Below are 16,423 nucleotides of genomic sequence, written 5' to 3'. Positions count from 1 at the left end.
ATGCGGGAGGGTCGGCAACGGCTCGACAAATGGCTGTGGTTCGCGCGGTTCGCGCGGACCCGATCCCTGGCCGCGCGCCTCTCTGAAGACGGCTTCGTGCGGGTGAACGGCACCCGCACTGAGAACCCGGCCAAGGGTATCGTGATCGGCGATGTCGTGACGGTCGCCGCCCCCCACGCGACCCTGGCCGTGCGCGTGCTCGGCCTCGGCGAGCGCCGCGGACCCGCCCCGGAGGCGCGGCTTCTCTACGAAGATCTGGCCAGCGTCCAGACGGAGATCGAACCGCCCGAGTGATGAGCCGGCGCCACATCCGCCGATCGAGGATCGGATCGCGCCCCCCCTGGGACACCCGCGCGCTTGTCAGCCCGGGAGGCAGGGTCTAGAGCCCTTGGCTTCCGAAAGACTTGGTTCGACGCCAGGTTTTGCGGCGCACCATCGCAGCGCCACCTGGGCGTGCGGGCCTCCGAGGCTCCGCCCCGGCAGACCAGAATTTTGGGACGAAGATAGCCGATGACCTACGTCGTCACCGACAATTGCATCAAGTGCAAGTACATGGACTGCGTCGAGGTGTGTCCGGTGGACTGCTTCTACGAGGGCGAGAACATGCTCGTCATCCACCCGGACGAGTGCATCGATTGCGGCGTCTGCGAGCCGGAATGCCCGGCCGAGGCGATCAAGCCCGATACGGAATCGAACCTCGAGACCTGGCTGAAGCTCAACGCCGATTACGCCAAGAGCTGGCCGAACATCACGCAGAAGAAGGACGCTCCGGGCGACGCCAAGGAATGGGACGGCGTCGCCGGCAAGCTCGAGGCGCACTTCTCGGCCAACCCCGGCTCGGGCGACTAGAGCTTGGCGCCCCGGCGGAGGTCGCGTCGGACCAGGTGGATTGAAACGCAGGTGTGACCGCACAGAGTCTGGATAACGGTTTGCCTCACAATGTTGCGATCCGTCATCGGTCCGGCAGCTGGCTGTGCATCACCGCGGAAACGATCGTCGACCTGCGTCAAGCGAAGCCCTGAGCCGCGGGCAGGTCATTCCCCTCCGGCCAAGCCGGTGTAAAACTCTTTCGAGGCCGCGCCCGGACCGCGCGCGCTTCTTCAGGGATGCTTTGATCTGCGCGCCGGATTGTGATACACAATCTGCCTGCCGTCGCTTGCGCCAGACGTGCACCCTTCCGGCCGAAATGCCTTTTGCTTTCGTACCCTATGAGGAGTGGCACGCGAACGACCGCCGAGGGTGACTCCGGCGGATGTTCCGGTGTTTGCACGGCCGCGCCGGGGAACGCCCGGATTTTTGTCCTTCGGGACGGGGATCCCGGGAACGGCGAGGCAAACCGGGTATCCCGCCCGGAAGAACACGGTTTTGCGCGGCGCGGAGCGTCGCGCGCCAGTGGAGGCCCTTCTCGCATGACCACAGCCAAGAAGACGACGACCGCAGGCCGGCAGGGCTTCAAGACCGGTGAGGCCGTCGTATATCCGGCCCACGGCGTCGGTCGCATCACCGCGATCGAAGAGCAAGAGATCGCGGGCTACAAACTTGAGCTGTTCGTCGTCTCGTTCGAGAAGGACAAGATGGTCCTGCGCGTCCCGACCGCGAAGGCCAACAGCGTCGGCATGCGCAAGCTCGCCGAGCCGGAACTGGTGAAGAAGGCGCTGGACGTGCTGACCGGCCGCGCCCGGATCAAGCGCACCATGTGGTCGCGCCGCGCCCAGGAATACGAGGCCAAGATCAACTCGGGCGACCTGCTCGCCGTCACCGAGGTGGTGCGCGACCTGTTCCGCTCCGAGGCCCAGCCCGAGCAGTCCTATTCCGAGCGCCAGCTCTACGAGGCGGCTCTCGACCGGATCGTGCGCGAGATCTCGTCGGTCAACCGCATCACCGAGACCGAGGCGCTGAAGCTGATCGAGCAGAGCCTGGCCAAGTCGCCGCGCCGCGCCAAGGAGGCCGAGCCCGAGGCGGAAGCCGAAGGCGAGGGTGACGACATCCAGGAAGTGGCCGCCTGAGGCGCCTTTTTCCTTAAGACGAAACAAAGCCCGGCCCTCTGCGGCCGGGCTTTTTTTATGCCCGCCTGGGTACCGCTCGACGGGAGACCGATTCAGCGCGATGGCCTGCAGCCCATCGCTTCTCCCAAGGGATCGAAGGGTCGGGGGACTGGACGGTGCGACGCCGGGACCCATCTTCTGGCGACGGAACACGAAAACGTGGCCGCTCTGCTGTCGCACTGCGAAGCGATGCGGCGGAACTTTCGCGTTTTGCCTCCCGTTGTCGGTTGCCTGGCGCCGCCCATCGGTGACGCCCTGCGGGTTGGACGCTCCGTTCGGCGCCGCAACAGCACTCGGCAACAAGAGGCAGGCGGGATGGCTGATATCGCTGGAATTCGACGGCAGTTCATACGGACTGCCATGGAGGCGCCCTTCCTGGCACGGGAAGAAGAGCGCGGTCTCGCCGTCCGCTGGAAGGACAACCGCGACGAGCGTGCGCTGCACCGCCTGATTTCAGCCCATATGCGCCTCGTCATCGCTCTGGCGGGGCGTTTTCGTCACTACGGCTTGCCGATGGCCGACCTCGTGCAGGAGGGGCATGTCGGGCTGATGGAGGCCGCCGCCCGGTTCGAGCCCGAGCGGGATGTCCGGTTCTCGACCTACGCGACGTGGTGGATCCGGGCCTCGATACAGGACTACATCCTGCGCAACTGGTCGATCGTGCGTGGGGGCACGTCCTCGGCCCAGAAGGCCCTGTTCTTCAACCTGCGTCGGCTGCGCGCCCGGTTGATGCAATCCACCGAGGAGCATGTCGGCGACGAGATCCACCGCCGCATCGCCACCGCCATTGGCGTCTCGCGCGACGACGTCGCCTTGATGGATGCCCGCCTCTCGGGCCCCGACATGTCGCTGAACGCCCCCGTCGGCGAGGATAACGACGCCTCCTCCGAGCGCATGGACTTTCTGGTCGACGGCGCTGCGCTGCCGGACGAGACCGTGAGCGCCACGGTCGACGGCGAGCGGCGCCTCAGCTGGCTGCAGCAGGCGCTGACGGTCCTGTCCGAGCGCGAGCTGCGGATCCTGCGCGAGCGGCGCCTCGCCGAGGATCAGGCGACCCTGGAGGCTTTGGGCCAGCGCCTCGGCATCTCGAAGGAGCGGGTCCGCCAGATCGAGAACCGTGCCCTGGAAAAGCTCCGCCGCGCCCTGGCCGACCGCTTCCCGGCCGCCACCGGCAGCCCGCATATCGGCTGAACGTCCCACCGAGCGATAGTGCGTGGAGTTCTCGAACGAGCCCGGCCATACAGGCCGGGCTTTTCGCTGTTTAAGACTCGGTCCTCTAGCGACCGCGTCGACTCGGCCCATGTCTGGACCTGCGTTCCGGTTTCAAAAGGTCATCGACCTTTTGCGGGTGCAGGGCGGAGCCCTGCGAACTCGGGGCTCCGCCCCAAACCCCGCCAAAGGGCTGGAAGCCCTTTGAAATCCCATTACGCCCCCTGGATCGCCGCGCTGCGCCGCTCCCGTCGACGCCGGCGCCGCCCAGGCTCGGGGGTGGTATCGAGCCAGATCACCAGCGCGAGGGCCATGAGCGCCGGCACGCCGAGGGCGAGGAATGCACCGGTCCAGCCGAACACAGTGTAGGACAGGCCGCCATACCAGCCTGACAGGGCGCCGCCCACGCCCTGTACGGCGTTGACGCTGCCGAGCGCCGTCTGGGTACGACCGGAGCCCCAGGTCAGGTCCGCCACGATCACCGGCACCGCCACCCCGACGATGCCCGAGGCTACGCCGTCCAGGACTTCCGCGGTGATGAGCCAGACCGGATCGTCGATCAGGCCCGAGAGCACCGCCCGGATTGGCAACACCGCGAAGGCCACCATCAGGAGCTGACGCCGCCCGCGCCGATCCGCCAGGGAGCCGGCGAACAGCGCCACCGGCACCATCACGAGCTGCGCCACCATCACGTAGCGCGCGGTCCAGGTCGTGGCATCGGCGGCGGTGGCGACCAGCTTCTGGCCGAGCAGGGACAGCATGCCGCCGCTGCCCAGGTTGAACAGCGTCAGCGCCACGGTGAGCACCAGCAGGCGCCGGTTGCCCAGCACCTGGCGGATGCCGCTGCGCTGCGGCTCGTCGTCCGCGTCCTCCTGCCAGCCCACGGCGCGGCGGCGGTTCCAGGCGCCGGCCGGCGTCGTCAGGGTCGCGACGATCGCGGCGACCGCCATGCCGCCGAGCACCCAGAAGGCGATGGCCGGGCCGAACGTGCCGGTGCCGAGGCTGATGCCCCCGGCGGCGATCAGGATACCGACATGGTTGAAGGCCTGGTTGCGGCCCTGCTGCTTGGGAAACCCATCCTTCCCGACGATCCCGAGGGTCAGCGCCGCGACCGCCGGCAGCAGCAGCGTGCCGCCGGCCGCGGCGAGGAGCTGCGCCACCAGCACCGCGGAGAAGCTTCGCGCCGGCAGGAGCAGGAGCGTACCCGCCAGGATCGCCGCGCAGGCCAGCGCCACCAGCAGGCGCGGGCGGGGGAAGCGATCGACCAGCGCCCCGAACGGGCCACTCAGGAACAGCGTCCCGAAACCGACCAGGGTGATGACGAACCCAACCCGCGCCGGGCTCCAGGACGCGGCCTGCGCCAGCCACGTCCCCAGGAACGGCCCGAGGCCACCCTGGATGTCACCGATGAACAGGTTGATGAGAGCGAGGTGCGCTGTGGGGCTCATGCGATCCAGGTCTGGCGGCGGGCCCCGGACCTGGACTCCGGTCTCGTTACGGTCAAGCCCGGCTCGGTGCACCCGTCTCCCGCACCGTCAGGAGTCCGGCGGACCGTACTGCATCAGCCCGTCGCCGAACGACCAGTTCTCGGGGGCGACCTCGACCAAGTTCACGAGCACGTCGGCCGGCTTCACCCCCGGCTCGCGCCCGAGATTGCGGGCGATGGCGGCATAGAGCGCGCGCTTCTGGGCCGTGGTTCGGGTGGCGTTGGCGGTGATCTGGATGATCACGAGCGCGTCGCCGCGGTGGATGCCGAGATAGTTCGGTCCGTAGTGGAAGTTCGCCGTCTCGTGCTCGTGGACGAGGGCGAACCGGTCGCCTTCGGGCACCGCGAAGGTCTCGCGCAGGGCCGCGTAGACACCCTCCACCAGGGCGGTGCGGTAGGCCGGAGGGGTGCCGGCGCGCAGGGAAATGCGGATCAGGGGCATCGCATCAAGCCTCGCTCATAGATTGCGCAGGGCCGCGAGGCCAGGGGCTGCGAGATGCGCGACCTCGGTGCCGGACTGGGTGTCGGCTCGGTCGGCCTGCAGGGTGAAGCGCGTCAGCCGCCACGTGGCGGGTTCGAGCCCGACCAAGGTGGCCAGAACGCCCGGGTGCTGGGCGATGTCCCGTCCCCGGACCTGCTCGGTCTCCCGCAACTGGCCGAGATTTTCGTCGGGACCGATCTGCCGCGTCTCCTCGGACAGGGCAACTCTGGTCGCGGCAGCGCCGAGGCTCACGTCGAGCGGAAGCCACGTCTCCACCTGCGGGCGCCCGAAACTCTCGATCACGGCCCGGAAGCCCGGCCCGATAAGGAATTCGGCGGCCGCACCGGTGTCGCGCCACAGATAGAGCGAGCTATAGGCATTCGCCGCCGCGCCGCGTGCGCGATCCTCGATGGCGAAAGCCTTGAAGACGAGGCCCGGCATTGTGTCCCAGGCGGGCGCCCGTTCGGCTATCCGCGTACGGATTCGATCCATCGGATAATCGGCCGGCAAGCGGTGCCGGTAGCGTGCAACAAGCATCGTCCCCTCCTCTGTCGCGCCGGCAGAGTTGCAGGCAACGATCATAAGAGCGAGATATCGCTGGGAATATCTCTGATAACGGATGCTTGTGATGCTGCCTCGTCCCCTCGACCTCGACGGCGTCCTGGCTTTCGTGCGGGTGGTCGATCTCGGCAGCTTCACCCGCGCCGCCGAGGCGCTGGACACCTCGCAGGCGGCGATCAGCCTGCGCCTCAAGCGTCTTGAGGATCGGCTCGGGGAGCGGCTGCTCGATCGGACGCCCCGGCACGTGGCCACGACCCGGAAGGGCGAGCTGTTCCTGTCGGCGGCGCGGCGACTGCTGGAGGCGCATGAGAGCGCCCTGTCGGAGATCACGGCCGACGTGCCGGCTCGGCTGTGCCTCGGCATCAGCGACCACGTCGCCGGCCCGGACCTGCCCGCCCTGCTCCGGCGCCTCGGCCTCGACAAGACAGGACTAACCCTGGAGGTGCGGATCGTCCCGTCACGGGACCTCGCTTCCGCCTTCGAGTCCCCGGGCGAGGGCGGCTACGACGCGGTGCTGTTGCGGACCGAGGAAAGGCCGGAGCGCGGCGGGACCATCCTGGCTCAGGAGCGGCTAGGCTGGTTCGCGGCGCAGGATTTCCCGGCCCCTCCGCAGGGCGAGCCCGTGCGACTCGCAGGCCTGTCGGGGCCCTGCAACGTCCGGGCGGCGGCGGCCCGCACCCTGGATGCGGCCGGCCTACCCTGGACGGAGGTGTTCGTCGGCGGCGGCGTGCTGGCCGTTGGTGCAGCGGTCACGGCGGGCCTCGCCATCGCCGCCCTGGCGCCGAGCACAGCCCCGCCGGGGGGCGTGGAGGTCGGCGCGCGCCTCGGCCTGCCCGAATTGCCGCTCACCTGGATCGTGCTGCGGTCCCGGCGGCTCACCGGGCGGCCTGCCGAGGCGTTGCGCACCCTGGCGGCGGCCTATCGCGGTCCCGGCGGCCGCTGAAACCTGTCACGACCCGCCTGCACGACATCGAACCTGGACTCGGCGACGGCCGACGAGAGCGTCGCCAGAATCAATGCGGCGGCATTGCCTCGGTGCCTGCCGGCCAGATCTTGCGTCCGCTCGCCCTAGGCGAAAGCCTCGCGACGGCGCCGGCCACATAGTCCGAATCCGACGCCGACAACGTGATCGATGCGATCACCCGAACCCTCGGCGGCAGGGGGGGCGGGACTATGTTCTGGGCAATCGTTGAAGCGATCTACGATCGCCTGACAAGCTCCGACCCATTCCCAGGATGGTCGTTCGTCTCGGGCATTACCGCTGGCGGGTTGATAGCCGTCGCGCTTGAATGGTTCGGCCGATGGCGCAAAACAGTGAATTCGGACGACGCCCTTCGGAAGCTTGATGCGAGAAAGCTCAACGAGCATCGGAAACTGTTCGGCAGCTTCACCAACACGCTTGGTGCGGCCATCATTGGCGCCGCCTTCATCGTTCCTTACATTGGAAACCACGCATCGCCCGATCAGGTCTCCGGCTGGGGCGTTGGCGCAGGCACACTCCTGCCGCTCACGGGCCAGATCATGCTCCGGTTCATGCGAAGCGAGAGTTGAACGATGTCGAACGCTCCCCTTCTGCTCTTCCTTGTCGGCGGGATAATCGGCGGCGGTTTCGCGTACTTTTACCAGGCGGCACGGACCTTCGACCGCGATCACGCGCGGAAGCAGGACAGCAAGACGAAGCCTGCGGTTCCAGCCCGTACCTGAGCCCGAATGGATCCGCGCCATGGAACCGACGCTCGGCGCGGTGGCCTGCGCTAAAGCGGCGACGGATCCGGCGGGAGCGGGCGCTCGCGATCAAAAACGGGAGCCGCCCCCGACGCAATGCGATCGGGAGCGCTCTCGGAACATCGGGACGCCTTGGATCCTCAGGAAGCCAACGGGCCGCCGGCGCCCTGGGCATCCATGGCCTTCTGGCGGTAGAGGGCGACGAAATCGATCGGATCAATGTAGAGCGGCGGGAAGCCGCCGTTGCGCACCGCCTCGGCCACGATCTGGCGAGCGAACGGGAACAGCAGGCGCGGGCACTCGATCATCACGGCGGGATGAAGCTGGTCGGCCGGGATGTTGACCATGCGGAAGACGCCCGCATACTTCACGTCGAACGCGAACAGCACGTCGCTCTGGATCTTGGCGTCGCCCTCCAGCGTCAGCTCGACCTCGAAATCGGTGTCCGAGAGCTGTTGCGCGGTGACGTTGACCTGGATGTTGATCTGCGGGCCGAGGCCTTCCTTGGGCTGCAGCGAGCGCGGCGCGTTCGGGTTCTCGAAGGACAGGTCCTTTGTGTACTGCGCCAGAGCGTTGATCGTCGGCGCGTCGCCCTGCGGCATGCCGCCGCCGTTGCCGTTGGCTGCCGGAGAGTCGGCCATGCGGATCATCCTTCTCGATCGACCGGCAGAGCCGGCCCGGGTTGTCGCGGCGGGAGCCGCTGAACGGCACCGCGAAGCGGCCCGGAAGGCAGCGCCGCTAACACGCGCGCCGGGCACGGACAAGCAGCAGGCTGGCGTGGCGCTGGCGGCGGCGGTGTCCGCGCCCCATATCGGTTGAGGGACGGGGATCGCGGCGTTCCGCACCGGTACAACCGGCTCGCTCCGAGCGCGCTGGTCGGTTATGAGTCGCCTGGACCCGCGAGCGCTTTGCCGGCGCCGCACCGCGCACGACCTCGGCAAGGGGCACGAGGTCCCGCCGCGGCCACCATCGGATCGGTGATGCAGGACAGCTTCGACGTTACGACGATCATCTTTCTCGCGCTCGCCGTCTTCGTGATCTGGCGCCTGCGCTCGGTGCTCGGCCAGAAGACCGGCGCGGAGCGCTCGCCGTTCAAGCCGGTGGACCGCAGCCGGACCGAGCCGCAGGCGCGCTCCGAGGGCGACAACGTCGTGCGGCTGCCCGGCGCCGACCGGGTACAGCCCGCCCCGACCCAGGCCACTGTCGCCGCCCGCGACTGGCGAGGCATCGCGGAGCCCGGCTCCGAGATCGCCCGCGGTCTCGAGGCTGCCGTGCAGGCGGAGCCCGGCTTCGACCCGCGCGCCTTCATCGAGGGGGCCAAGGCGGCCTACGAGACGATCATGATCGCCTTCGCCAAGGGCGACCGGAAGACCCTGCGGGGCCTCCTCTCGAAGGAGGTCGGCGAGGCGTTCGAGCGGGCGATCGCCGAGCGCGAGCGCAACCGGCAGACCCTGGAGACCACCTTCGTGTCGATCGACAAGGCCGAGATCGTCGCCATCGAGGTGCGCAACCGCGTGGCGCAGATCACCGTGCGCTTCCTGTCGAACCTCATCACCGCCACCCGCAACGCCGAGGGCAAGGTCGTCGACGGCAGCGCCGAGACCGTGGTCGAGGTGCCCGACGTCTGGACCTTCGCGCGCACCCTCGGCTCGCGGGATCCGAACTGGCAACTCGTGGCCACCGAGGCCGGCGCCTGATTTCGTGACCCCGTTGCCGTGCCAAACCTGCGTGCCTGGTCCGGAGGTGTTCCGGCTTTCCTCTTCGCGACTCTCCTAGCCGCCTCGACACCGGCCGCCCTCGCCGAGGTCGGCGGCGCGGTTCTGACGCCGGTTCCGTTCGCCGCCCTGCCGGGCTTTCCCGGACCCGAACCCGCGGCTGCGCTCGACGCGTTCCGCCGGGTCTGCGCCGCGCCGCCTCCACCCCTGCCGCAGCCGACGGGGGTCGCAGGCGATCCCGCTGCCCTCTCGGCGGCCTGTAAGGACGCCTTGGATGTCGCGCCTGACGCTGCGGCTGCGTTCTTCCGGGATCGGTTCGAGGCGTACCGGGTGGTGAAGCCGGGCTCCGAGCGGCCCGGTTTCCTCACCGGCTATTTCGAGCCGGAACTGGAGGGCTCGCTCACACAGGGGCCGGACTTCCCGACGCCCGTGCTCGCCCGGCCCGACGACCTCGTCTCGCTGGCACCCGGCGAGACCCGGCCCGGCCTCGACCCGGCCCTGCGCGCCGCCCGCGCCACCGCGGAGGGGTTCGGGCCCTATCCCGACCGGGCCGCGATCGAGGACGGGGCGCTCGGGGCACGGGCCCGGCCGATCCTGTGGCTGCGCGACGCGGTCGACCTGCTGGTGCTCCAGGTCCAGGGCTCGGGCCGCGTCCGCCTGCCCGACGGGCGGGCGGTCCGGGTGCTGTATGACGGACGCAACGGCCAGCCCTACACGGCGGTGGCCAAGCTGATCGTGCAGGAGGGCCACCTGCCGCTGGAGGGCCTGACGCTGGCCCGCTGGACGACGTGGCTGCGGGCGCATCCCGAGACCGCCCGCCGCCTGATCCGCGCCAACGCCTCCTACATCTTCTTCCGCCTCGCCGCGGTGGACGACCCGGCGCTCGGGCCGCCCGGCGCCGCCAACGCGCCGCTGACGCCCGGGCGCAGCCTGGCGGTGGATGGCGGGCTTTGGCGCTACGGCCTGCCGTTCTGGCTCGTCGGACAACTTCCGGGCGCCGCGCCGAGCGAGACCGGGCGCCTCGTCATCGCCGCCGATACGGGATCGGCGATCGTCGGGCCGGCCCGCGGCGACCTGTTCGTCGGCACCGGGGCGCAGGCCGGAATCGCGGCCGGGAACCTGCGCGATGCGGTCGGCTTCGTGGTGCTGCTGCCGAAGCCCGCCCGCGGGGTCGCGCCGTGAGGCCGCCGCGCCGTACGCGCCGGCTGACCGCTGGGGAGGCGAGGCTCTGGAGCGAGATCGCCAAGCTGGTGACACCGCTGACGGGCCGGGCGCCCCTGCCCGCCGAGGCGCCGCCGGCACCGACCGCGACCATGCCGCCGCTGGCGGCGCCGATCCTGAAGCCGTCGGCGAGCCCGACTGCGCAGAAGCCCCGTCCGAAGCCGCCGCCCAAGCCGGCGGCCGCCCTGCCCCCCAAGGTCACCGCCGCGCCCTACCAGGCACCGCCCCAGAGCCATGCCCCGCCGTCCGGGCTCGAGCGGCAGGCCAAGGTCGGGCTGCGCCGGGGCCGTCTGGCCGTGGAGGCGCGGATCGACCTGCACGGGATGGTCCAGGCGGAAGCCCATGCTGCGCTGACCGGATTCCTTCTGCGATGCCGGGCGGCCGGGCATGCCTACGTGCTGGTGGTCACCGGCAAGGGCGGGCAGGACAGGGGCGGCTCCGCCTATCCCGACGCCTTCGCCGAGCGGGGGGTGCTCCGGCGCAGCGTGCCGCATTGGCTGCGCGGCGCCGAGCTGCAGGGCATCGTGCTGGGCTTCGAAGAGGCGGCCCGGCATCACGGCGGCGGCGGCGCACTCTACGTCAGACTTCGCCGGCGTTGAGCGCCAGCCTTCGCACGCTCTTCGCGGGATAGGGCGGCAAACCGCGCCGTTGCCGTTCCCGTCGAAGAATTCGATATCCGGACCGCGTGCGCATGCGGTCCAACGAAAAAGTCTCGGAAAAAAAATGCCGGAGCTTCCCGAGGTCGAGACGGTACGGCGGGGCCTGGTGCCCGCGATGGTCGGCGCCCGGTTCAGCCGGGTGACCCTACGGCGGCCGAATCTGCGCTTCCCGTTCCCCGAGCGATTCGCGGCGCGGCTGGAAGGCCGGACCGTGACCGATCTCGCCCGCCGGGCGAAGTACCTCACCGCCGCCCTCGATTCGGGGGAGACGCTGATCATGCATCTCGGCATGAGCGGCCGGTTCGATGTGGCCTTGCCCGACGGCAGCAATCTCTCGCCGGGGGATTTCTACCTGGAGGGGGCGCAGGGCACGCCCAAGCACGACCACGTGGTCATGGCGATGAGCACCGGCGCCACTGTGACCTACAACGATGCCCGCCGCTTCGGCTTCATGGACCTGGTTCCGAGCGAGACCCTCGCGAGCAGCCGCCACTTCGCCAACATGGGGATCGAGCCCCTGGACGGGCTGACCGGGGCGGTGATCGCCGGCCTGTTCCGGCACAAGATCGCGCCGCTCAAGGCCGCGCTCCTCGACCAGCGCCTGATTGCGGGCTTGGGCAACATCTATGTCTGCGAGGCCCTGCACCGGGCGCGCCTGCACCCGGAGACCCCGGCCGGCCTCCTGGCCAAGCCCGACGGGCGGCCGACGCCCAAGGCCAACGCCCTCGCCAAGGCGATCGTGCAGGTGCTGCAGGAGGCCGTGAAGGCCGGCGGCTCGACGTTGCGCGACTACGCCCACACCGACGGCAGCGCCGGGGCGTTCCAGCACGCCTTCCGGGTCTACGACCGGGTCGGCGAGCCCTGCCGCCACCCGGGCTGCGGCGGCGCGATCACCCGGATCGTCCAGGCGAACCGCTCGACCTTCTTCTGCGCGACCTGCCAGCCGGCGACCTGATCGACCGGCTCTCGCAGCGCAGAACGGCATTTTCGCCACAAACCCGGCTAGGGTCGCCAGTCTCGACGCGCGCACCCGGTTGCGGGCCGCCGGTGCCGGCCCGCGGCACGAGACGGGTCGCGCGGGCCCGGTGTTGCATCGTCGTCTTCCCGAAGGCCGGGAGCCGGCGTTCGGGATGATGATCTAGACAGGAACGCGATGTTCTTCCGCCGCTCAAAGACGCCCGCGCCCGAGAGGATCTCACAGGATTCGATCGCGCAGGATCCGGGCGACGAGCCCGCCCTGCCGCAGCGGCTCTCGCCGCGCTCGCCGGGCGAGGCGATCAAGCCGACCGCCGCGCCGCCGCCGCCGGAGAAGCCGGTGCGCGAGCGCAGCGGCCTCGTCGGCATCATCAGCGGCGCTCTCACCTTCGCGGTGGTCATCGCCATCGCGGCGATGATCGGGATCACCCTGTTCCAGCGGCAGGTGCGCGAGCCGGGGCCGCTCACCGCCGACAAGGTCGTCGTGATCCCGCCCCATAGCGGCACCGGCGAGATCGCCGAGGCGCTGAAGCGCGAGGGCGTGATCGACCATACCGGCCTGTTCGAGTTCGCCGCCCGCTTCGGCGGCCGTCCGGCGCTCCGGGCCGGCGAGTACATGTTCAAGGCCCATGCGAGCATCGCCGACGCCCTCGACACGGTCACCACCGGCCGCCAGGTGCAGCACGCGATCACCTTCCCGGAGGGCCTGACCTCCGAGCAGATCGTCACGCGGCTCAACGACAACGACATCCTCTCCGGCGAGATCAACGAGATCCCGCCCGAGGGCTCGCTCCTGCCCGACACCTACAAGTTCGAGCGCGGCGCCACCCGCCAGCAGATCGTCAACCTGATGCGGGCCAAGCAGCGCGAGGTGCTGAACCAGATCTGGCTCCGGCGCAGCGCCGACGTGCCGGTGCGGACCCCGGCCGAGATGGTCACCCTGGCCTCGATCGTCGAGAAGGAGACCGGCCGGGCCGACGAGCGGCCCCGGGTCGCCGGCGTGTTCATCAACCGCCTGAACAAGCGGATGAAGCTGCAATCCGACCCGACCATCGTGTACGGGCTGGTGGGCGGCCGCGGCACCCTCGGGCGCGGCATCCTGCGCTCCGAGATCGACCGGCCGACCCCGTACAACACCTACGCGATCGAGGGCCTGCCCCCGGGGCCGATCGCCAATCCCGGCAAGGCCGCCCTGGAGGCGGTGGCCAACCCGTCCCGCACCAAGGACCTGTACTTCGTCGCCGACGGCAGCGGCGGCCACGCCTTCGCCGATTCGCTGGAAGGCCACCAGCGCAACGTCGCCCGCTGGCGCGCCGTCGAGAAGAGCCGCCAGGCGCCGCCGGCGGATTCGGTCGACAAGGTCGAGCCGGGCCCCGACCCGAGCGTCCCCGGCCGCGCCTCGGCCTTCGCGCCGGGCACCGCACCGAACACCAACGCGGCCTTCGCCCTCGATTCCGGAACGCCGGGCACCCGCGCCTTCGACGCCTCCGAGGGCACGCGGCTCGATCCGCTGAAGAACCGCAGCTACGATCTCGGCTCGCCCAAGACCGTCCCGGCGCTCGCCGACCCGACGCCGGCCCCGCGGGGGCGGCGATAGGGGAGCGTTTCGGAGCAGCGGGTGCTATCAAATGGGCTTCCCAAACATGCCCTCATCCTGAGGTGGCGTCGCGAAGCGAAGCCCTCGAAGGAGGCCTCCAGCCAGCCGCGCGATCCCTGGAGGGCTCCTTCGAGGCTGCTGCGCAGCACCTCAGGATGAGGAAATCGAGTGGGATATGCGCCGAGGCGCGACCGTAGCTCTCTCCGTCATTGCGAGCGCAGCGAAGCAACCCAGGGCAGCGCGCGATCGCAAAACGGAGCGCATCACTGGGTTGCTTCGCTCCGCTCGCAATGACGGCGTGATGATCGGACCCGGACCGTCCGACCTTCGGACTCGATCCCACCACCTCTTCCCCCCGAACCGATCCGTGCTACAGGCCCCGATCTTCTTGAGGACGGGGGGTCGGCATGGCCCAGATCGCGAGCATGACCGGGTTCGCCCGGGCGGCGGGCACCACCGGGGCGGTGCAATGGGCCTGGGAGGTCCGGAGCGTCAACGGGCGCGGCCTCGACGTGCGCATCCGCGTCCCGGCCGGCTATGACGCGCTCGGCGAGACCGCGCGCACCGCCCTGCAAAAAACCCTGTCTCGGGGCCAGTGCCAGCTCACCCTGACTCTGACCAAGCCGGAGCAGGCCGCCCGGGTGCGGATCAACGAGGGCCTGCTGGCGAGCCTCGCGCAGGCGGTCGCCCGGGTGCCGGTGCCCGAGGGCGTCGCCCCGGCCACGATGGACGGGCTGCTCGGCGTGCGCGGGGTGATCGAGATCGAGGACGAAGCGGCGGCCGAGACCGACTCGCTTGCCCGGGATCTCGCCGAGGGCGTGGTCCGGGTGGTGGCCGATCTGGTCGAGGCCCGCCGGGCCGAGGGGCGCCAGCTCGCCGAGGTGGTCACCGCGCAGGTCGAGCGGATCGCCGAATTGACCCGGGCCGCCGAGGACAACCCGGCGCGCAAGCCCGAGGCGGTGCGCGCCCGGCTGGTGACCGCCATCGAGGCCCTGGGCGGAACCAACCTCGACCCGGACCGCCTGCACCAGGAGGCGATGCTGCTCGCCGGCAAGGCGGACGTGCGCGAGGAGCTGGACCGGCTGCACGCCCATGTCGCCAGCGCCCGCGACCTGCTCGCCGCCGGCGGCGCGATCGGCCGGCGGCTCGATTTCCTGGCCCAGGAATTCGGCCGCGAGGCCAACACCCTGTGCGCCAAGGCCAACGACATCAGCCTGTCGCGGATCGGACTCGACCTCAAGGCGGTGGTCGAGCAGTTCCGCGAGCAGGTTCAGAACATCGAATGACTTTTTGGGACCGGACCATGCACCACAGGACGGAGCCGCGCCGATGACCGAGCCGGCCAAGAGCGTCTCCGACACCATCGCGCGGCGTGGGTTGATCCTGATCCTGTCCTCGCCTTCGGGGGCGGGCAAGACCACGCTGACCCGGGCGATCGCACAGGATCCCGCCTGGGCGCTCGACGTGTCGATCTCCGTCACCACGCGGTCGCGCCGGCCCTCCGAGATCGACGGGCGGCACTACCACTTCATCGACCGGGAGGCGTTCGAGGATCTGCGCAGCCGCGACGACCTGCTCGAATGGGCCGAGGTCCACGGCAATTACTACGGCACGCCCCGCCGGCCGGTGGAGAAGGTCCTGGGCTCGGGCCGGGACATGATCTTCGACATCGACTACCAGGGCACCCGCCAGGTGCGGGCCAAGCTCGCCCAGGACGTCGTGACGGTGTTCATCCTGCCGCCCAGCATGGCCGAGCTGCGCCAGCGCCTGGAGCGCCGGGCCGAGGATTCGGCCGAGACGATCGAGAAGCGGCTCGCCAACGCCCGGACCGAGATCCAGCGCTGGAGCGAGTACGATTACGTGATCGTCAACGAGGATCTGCAGGACGCCTTCAAGGCGCTCCAGGGGATTCTTCTGGCCGAGCGGCTGAAGCGGGCGCGCCGGACCGGGCTGGCACCGTTCGTCGACGGGCTGCTGGCGGAGGCGGAGGCCTGAGCTTCCAAGCGGTCATTGCGAGCGCAGCGAAGCAACCGAGGGACACGCTACGATCTGAGAGCGCGCGCTGCACTGGGTTGCTTCGCTGCGCTCGCAATGACGGTGGCGCTCACGCCGTGATGGTGAAACACGCACCCGGATTGTTCGCCACATCGAGCCGGGCGTTGATCTGGTCGAGCATCGCCCGGATCAGCTTCATGCCGAGGCCCGAGCCCTTGCCGCGCGCCTTGGCGTCGGCCCAGTCGTCGGGCAGGCCGGCACCGTCGTCGCAGACCCGGAGCTGGACCTCGCCGGGGCCGGAAGCCGAGACGCTGACCTCGACGCGGCCGCCGCCGGACGGGTTGGCGGCGTACTTGAACGCGTTGGTGACGAGTTCCGTGGCGATCAGCGAGAGCGCTACCGCCTTGCGGTAGGGCACCATCAGGCCGGGCTCAGCCGAGAGATCGACGGCGTGGCCCTCGCCGGCGAGGCCCGCGAGGTCGTTGCACAGGTTCTCGATGGTCTGGCCGAGATCGACCTCGTCGACCCGCTCGGCCTGGTACAGGCTGTCGTGCACGCGCGCGACGCTCATCACCCGGGCGGAGGTGTCTGCGAAGGCCTGCCGGGCCTCGGCGTCGGTGATCTGCCGGCGCTGCATCTGCAGGAAGGCCGAGACGATCTGCAGCGAGTTCTTGACCCGGTGGTCGATCTCCCGGGTCAGCAGATCCTTTTGCTCCAGCAGGCGCTCCTTCTCGGCGAGCAGGCTCGTCAGCTC

General features: G+C 69.9%; 19 protein-coding genes. 14 read left to right on the top strand and 5 right to left on the bottom strand.

Going from position 1 to position 16,423, the window contains the following annotated elements:
- From MKK67_RS19065 to MKK67_RS19050, 4 genes are all read left to right on the top strand, one after another.
- Window positions 1–294 carry an RNA-binding S4 domain-containing protein gene (locus MKK67_RS19065; RefSeq protein ID WP_243968122.1) on the top strand — a complete coding sequence of 98 codons (294 nt, stop codon included), beginning with the start codon at window positions 1–3 and terminating at the stop codon, window positions 292–294.
- Window positions 295–510: 216 nt separating this feature from the next.
- Entirely contained in the window at window positions 511–849 is a 339-nt protein-coding gene (gene fdxA / locus MKK67_RS19060; protein ID WP_058190913.1) for a ferredoxin FdxA, read from the top strand.
- 560 nt (window positions 850–1,409) lie between these two features.
- Window positions 1,410–2,006, top strand: a complete 597-nt coding sequence (locus tag MKK67_RS19055) for a CarD family transcriptional regulator (RefSeq protein ID WP_243968120.1) — start codon at window positions 1,410–1,412, stop codon at window positions 2,004–2,006.
- Window positions 2,007–2,360: 354 nt separating this feature from the next.
- On the top strand, window positions 2,361–3,236 hold the full coding sequence (locus tag MKK67_RS19050; RefSeq protein ID WP_007559662.1) for an RNA polymerase factor sigma-32: 876 nt from the start codon (window positions 2,361–2,363) through the stop codon (window positions 3,234–3,236).
- Between the two features lie 233 nt (window positions 3,237–3,469).
- On the opposite strand, the gene MKK67_RS19045 is transcribed toward MKK67_RS19050, so the two are convergent.
- The 3 genes from MKK67_RS19045 to MKK67_RS19035 all read right to left on the bottom strand — a co-directional run bounded on the left by MKK67_RS19045 (window position 3,470) and on the right by MKK67_RS19035 (window position 5,758).
- A complete protein-coding gene (locus MKK67_RS19045) occupies window positions 3,470–4,702 on the bottom strand; it encodes an MFS transporter (RefSeq protein ID WP_243968118.1) in 1,233 nt (410 codons plus the stop codon).
- An 87-nt stretch (window positions 4,703–4,789) separates the two neighbouring features.
- Window positions 4,790–5,182 carry a tautomerase family protein gene (locus MKK67_RS19040; protein ID WP_243968116.1) on the bottom strand — a complete coding sequence of 131 codons (393 nt, stop codon included), beginning with the start codon at window positions 5,180–5,182 and terminating at the stop codon, window positions 4,790–4,792.
- Window positions 5,183–5,197: 15 nt separating this feature from the next.
- Complete coding sequence (locus tag MKK67_RS19035) at window positions 5,198–5,758, bottom strand: DUF4865 family protein (RefSeq protein ID WP_279601715.1); 561 nt, start codon at window positions 5,756–5,758, stop codon at window positions 5,198–5,200.
- Between the two features lie 91 nt (window positions 5,759–5,849).
- Here MKK67_RS19035 and MKK67_RS19030 point away from each other — a divergent pair, with 91 nt between their 5' ends.
- Together MKK67_RS19030 and MKK67_RS19025 are read left to right on the top strand one after the other, a co-directional pair.
- Entirely contained in the window at window positions 5,850–6,725 is an 876-nt protein-coding gene (locus MKK67_RS19030; protein ID WP_243968114.1) for a LysR family transcriptional regulator, read from the top strand.
- Between the two features lie 182 nt (window positions 6,726–6,907).
- On the top strand, window positions 6,908–7,333 hold the full coding sequence (locus MKK67_RS19025) for a hypothetical protein (RefSeq protein WP_243968105.1): 426 nt from the start codon (window positions 6,908–6,910) through the stop codon (window positions 7,331–7,333).
- A 314-nt stretch (window positions 7,334–7,647) separates the two neighbouring features.
- On the opposite strand, the gene secB is transcribed toward MKK67_RS19025, so the two are convergent.
- A complete protein-coding gene (secB, locus tag MKK67_RS19020; RefSeq protein ID WP_243968103.1) occupies window positions 7,648–8,148 on the bottom strand; it encodes a protein-export chaperone SecB in 501 nt (166 codons plus the stop codon).
- Between secB and MKK67_RS19015 the strand changes: the two genes are divergently transcribed.
- From MKK67_RS19015 to gmk, 8 genes are all read left to right on the top strand, one after another.
- Window positions 8,147–8,326, top strand: a complete 180-nt coding sequence (locus tag MKK67_RS19015) for a hypothetical protein (RefSeq protein ID WP_243968093.1) — start codon at window positions 8,147–8,149, stop codon at window positions 8,324–8,326. The genes secB and MKK67_RS19015 overlap by 2 nt on opposite strands.
- Before the next feature lie 161 nt (window positions 8,327–8,487).
- On the top strand, window positions 8,488–9,204 hold the full coding sequence (locus tag MKK67_RS19010) for a Tim44/TimA family putative adaptor protein (protein ID WP_243968091.1): 717 nt from the start codon (window positions 8,488–8,490) through the stop codon (window positions 9,202–9,204).
- An 18-nt stretch (window positions 9,205–9,222) separates the two neighbouring features.
- Complete coding sequence (locus MKK67_RS19005; RefSeq protein WP_243968082.1) at window positions 9,223–10,404, top strand: murein transglycosylase A; 1,182 nt, start codon at window positions 9,223–9,225, stop codon at window positions 10,402–10,404.
- Window positions 10,401–11,042: a Smr/MutS family protein gene (locus tag MKK67_RS19000; RefSeq protein WP_243968080.1), complete on the top strand. Its 642-nt coding sequence runs from the start codon at window positions 10,401–10,403 to the stop codon at window positions 11,040–11,042. The genes MKK67_RS19005 and MKK67_RS19000 overlap by 4 nt, the downstream gene beginning before the upstream one ends.
- Window positions 11,043–11,166: 124 nt before the next feature.
- Window positions 11,167–12,057: a bifunctional DNA-formamidopyrimidine glycosylase/DNA-(apurinic or apyrimidinic site) lyase gene (gene mutM, locus MKK67_RS18995; RefSeq protein ID WP_243968070.1), complete on the top strand. Its 891-nt coding sequence runs from the start codon at window positions 11,167–11,169 to the stop codon at window positions 12,055–12,057.
- A 198-nt stretch (window positions 12,058–12,255) separates the two neighbouring features.
- Window positions 12,256–13,674, top strand: a complete 1,419-nt coding sequence (gene mltG / locus MKK67_RS18990; protein WP_243968061.1) for an endolytic transglycosylase MltG — start codon at window positions 12,256–12,258, stop codon at window positions 13,672–13,674.
- Window positions 13,675–14,081: 407 nt separating this feature from the next.
- Window positions 14,082–14,960: a YicC/YloC family endoribonuclease gene (locus MKK67_RS18985; protein ID WP_243968052.1), complete on the top strand. Its 879-nt coding sequence runs from the start codon at window positions 14,082–14,084 to the stop codon at window positions 14,958–14,960.
- 43 nt (window positions 14,961–15,003) lie between these two features.
- The gene (gmk, locus tag MKK67_RS18980) at window positions 15,004–15,669 is read left to right on the top strand and encodes a guanylate kinase (protein WP_243968043.1); all 666 of its coding nucleotides are present in this window, start codon (window positions 15,004–15,006) and stop codon (window positions 15,667–15,669) included.
- A gap of 109 nt (window positions 15,670–15,778) precedes the next feature.
- On the opposite strand, the gene MKK67_RS18975 is transcribed toward gmk, so the two are convergent.
- On the bottom strand, window positions 15,779–16,423 hold a 645-nt coding region (locus MKK67_RS18975), incomplete at its 5' end, for a sensor histidine kinase (protein WP_243968037.1).

The organism is Methylobacterium sp. J-072, from assembly GCF_022829425.1.
Classification (GTDB): Bacteria; Pseudomonadota; Alphaproteobacteria; order Rhizobiales; family Beijerinckiaceae; genus Methylobacterium.
This window is presented reverse-complemented; position numbering and strand designations above follow the sequence as displayed.

What these genes read in the sequence shown, in the direction of transcription:
- MKK67_RS19065 (WP_243968122.1), top strand. Translation starts at nt 1, where the DNA reads ATGCGGGAGGGTCGGCAACGGCTCGACAAATGGCTGTGGTTCGCGCGG.
- fdxA (WP_058190913.1), top strand. Translation starts at nt 511, where the DNA reads ATGACCTACGTCGTCACCGACAATTGCATCAAGTGCAAGTACATGGAC.
- MKK67_RS19055 (WP_243968120.1), top strand. Translation starts at nt 1,410, where the DNA reads ATGACCACAGCCAAGAAGACGACGACCGCAGGCCGGCAGGGCTTCAAG.
- MKK67_RS19050 (WP_007559662.1), top strand. Translation starts at nt 2,361, where the DNA reads ATGGCTGATATCGCTGGAATTCGACGGCAGTTCATACGGACTGCCATG.
- MKK67_RS19045 (WP_243968118.1), bottom strand. Translation starts at nt 4,702, where the DNA reads ATGAGCCCCACAGCGCACCTCGCTCTCATCAACCTGTTCATCGGTGAC.
- MKK67_RS19040 (WP_243968116.1), bottom strand. Translation starts at nt 5,182, where the DNA reads ATGCCCCTGATCCGCATTTCCCTGCGCGCCGGCACCCCTCCGGCCTAC.
- MKK67_RS19035 (WP_279601715.1), bottom strand. Translation starts at nt 5,758, where the DNA reads ATGCTTGTTGCACGCTACCGGCACCGCTTGCCGGCCGATTATCCGATG.
- MKK67_RS19030 (WP_243968114.1), top strand. Translation starts at nt 5,850, where the DNA reads ATGCTGCCTCGTCCCCTCGACCTCGACGGCGTCCTGGCTTTCGTGCGG.
- MKK67_RS19015 (WP_243968093.1), top strand. Translation starts at nt 8,147, where the DNA reads ATGCGGATCATCCTTCTCGATCGACCGGCAGAGCCGGCCCGGGTTGTC.
- secB (WP_243968103.1), bottom strand. Translation starts at nt 8,148, where the DNA reads ATGGCCGACTCTCCGGCAGCCAACGGCAACGGCGGCGGCATGCCGCAG.
- MKK67_RS19010 (WP_243968091.1), top strand. Translation starts at nt 8,488, where the DNA reads ATGCAGGACAGCTTCGACGTTACGACGATCATCTTTCTCGCGCTCGCC.
- mutM (WP_243968070.1), top strand. Translation starts at nt 11,167, where the DNA reads ATGCCGGAGCTTCCCGAGGTCGAGACGGTACGGCGGGGCCTGGTGCCC.
- mltG (WP_243968061.1), top strand. Translation starts at nt 12,256, where the DNA reads ATGTTCTTCCGCCGCTCAAAGACGCCCGCGCCCGAGAGGATCTCACAG.
- MKK67_RS18985 (WP_243968052.1), top strand. Translation starts at nt 14,082, where the DNA reads ATGGCCCAGATCGCGAGCATGACCGGGTTCGCCCGGGCGGCGGGCACC.
- gmk (WP_243968043.1), top strand. Translation starts at nt 15,004, where the DNA reads ATGACCGAGCCGGCCAAGAGCGTCTCCGACACCATCGCGCGGCGTGGG.